Annotated in this window: 1 protein-coding gene; it reads right to left on the reverse strand. The window is 66.2% G+C overall.

Going from position 1 to position 2219, the window contains the following annotated elements:
• Positions 1-597 precede the first annotated feature (597 nt).
• The gene (locus tag KGQ19_RS48365) at positions 598-2205 is read right to left on the reverse strand and encodes a lectin (RefSeq protein WP_212022356.1); all 1608 of its coding nucleotides are present in this window, start codon (positions 2203-2205) and stop codon (positions 598-600) included.
• Between the last annotated feature and the right edge of the window lie 14 nt (positions 2206-2219).

The following is a 2219-nucleotide window of genomic DNA, read 5'->3' on the forward strand; positions in this document are numbered from 1 at the left end:
GACGCGACCGAGGGGAACGGACCGCACCACCCCACAAACCGCCGCCGCTGAGACTCACCCAGCCACCCGAGGGAACCGCGCTAGTTTCCCTGAGGTTGCCGAGGCCCGCCGGAGGCCCGGCCCTTCACCATGGCTCTTGATCTTGACCTTGCTGTTGATCTTGCCTGTGTTGTTGATCTTGCTTTTGATCTGGCCCTTTGTCCTTGCTCTGACTTGCTGGAGTTGAAGAGGCCTGAGGTGCGGCGGGGTTGTGAACGCGCGAACCGGCAGCCGACAAACACACCCACCACCCCGAACCCCGAACCGGCACAACTGTGACCGAAGGCCGTAAAAATCGCCTTTCAACCCACACCCCAACAGCAACCCGGCCCACAAACTCCAGCCCCCAGCAAACTCCACCCGCCGACGGATCCCGCCCACCGACCGACACGTCGCGAAGCACATCGCGAAGCACATCGCGAAGCACATCGCGAAAACTCCCGGGCAAACGTTGCCTGATACAGCCAGTAGTCGCCAGTCGCCCAGCCATTGCGACCAGTGGCCGCAGGGCCGTGATCACGCCCCGCGGCCAACGAGCTGATCGATCGGGTCCCGGCCTCAGTGCCCCCCGGTCCCCGTGCTCCACAACGTCGCGCCGCCGGAGCTGAAGATGACCGTGTTCCCGTCGTTCTGCACCGTGAGATACGCCCCGCTGTTCCCGGCCGTCCCGCTGGACCACAGGGGGCTGCCCCCGGTGTCGTAGATCACGAAGTTGCCGTCACCCTGCATGATGGCGTTGGCGCTGGCCTTCCCGGCCGTGCCCGAAGCCCACAGTGCGGTGCTGCCTTCGTACAGCACCAGGTTTCCGTCGCCTTGCAGGATCAGCTTGAACCGGCCGTCGCAGGACGGTGTCGACTGGTTCGCCGTCAGCTGCTGGTTCGCGGTCATCGAGCCGCAGCCGCCTCCGGTGGAGACCACCGGGGACGTCGGCCGTGTCGGGGTCAGGGATATCTGCCCCTTCAGCATCTTGCCGCCGTCGTCGGTGAGGCGCAGATAGTAGTCCGCGCTGCAGGCCGTCCCGTCCTCATCCAGTGACAGCAGCCCGGAGTTCGTCGGCACGAAGGATTGCGTCGGGGCGGTGTTGAGGATCTGGTTGCCCTCGCCGTATTCGTCGAACATGGAGATGTAGATGCCTTGGGCTCCGACCCGCACCATGTTGTAGAACTGCGCCCACATGAAGTCGCCGTGCGCGCGCTGGCGTGCGGACAGGTCGCCGGGCAGGACGCACGGCTGGTAGTCGATGCTGTTGGAGTTGCAGTACGACTGGTCGCCGACATTGACGTTGGTGTAGAAGTTGTTCGAGTCCGCGACCGAGCCGATGCGGCCGACCATCCACGGCGAGATCATGTCGAACGCCGAGTAGACGTCCAGGTATCCGGCCCGCGAGTCGTTGGCGCCGGTGCGCCAGTACGTCGGCACGCCGCCCATCACGTAGCAGCCCTGGTCCTTGAACCACTGCACCACCGACAGGCAGTCGGCCGCCGACCACGGGTGGTTCGCGTCGTTGAACCCGAAGCCCCAGATGCCGACGACCGGTTTGCCGTTCTGGTGCGCGTACGCCGACGACGACGCGTACTGCGCCATCACGTTCGTCCAGTCGGCCGGCATCTCGGACTTCATGTTCGTCCAGCCCGAGGCGTCGTACATGATGTAGAACTTGCGGCCGTACTGCTGCGCCGCGGTGTTGACCTTCGCGGTGACCGCGTTGCGGGTCGGGCCCTCGCTGCCGTTGGGGTCGAAGCGCTGGAGCGCGGCGGTGTCGCAGCCGTTCTGCTGCATCAGCGAGAAGTGGGCGTTGACGGTGGACTGGTCGTAGGAGGAGAACAGGTCGGGCGCGCCGCCGTTGCCGAGGTTGGCGTAGGCGGTCTTGTAGCCCGCGCTGTAGATCGACATGTCCGGCCAGGCCTTCAGGTTCTGGTTGCTCGGCGACGGCGCCTGCGACTCGTTCTGGCTCCAGTGCCACCAGGCGTTGATCGGCGCGCCGTCGCCGATGCACGCGAACCACCCCTGGTAGCCGACGGTGATCTTGCCGACCACGTCCCCGGCCGGGGAGGCCGCCTTCGTGGCGTCGCCGGCGAAGGCCGGCAGTAACTCCGAGCCGCCCACGGCGGCCAGCGCGGTGCCGGCCAGGGCCGAGGAAAGCAGGGTGCGTCGGGAGAGCGTCATGGTCAGCCTCACTC

Origin of the sequence: Catenulispora pinistramenti (assembly GCF_018274385.1) — a bacterium.
Taxonomy (GTDB): domain Bacteria; phylum Actinomycetota; class Actinomycetes; order Streptomycetales; family Catenulisporaceae; genus Catenulispora; species Catenulispora pinistramenti.

What these genes read in the sequence shown, in the direction of transcription:
- KGQ19_RS48365 (WP_212022356.1), bottom strand. Translation starts at nt 2,205, where the DNA reads ATGACGCTCTCCCGACGCACCCTGCTTTCCTCGGCCCTGGCCGGCACC.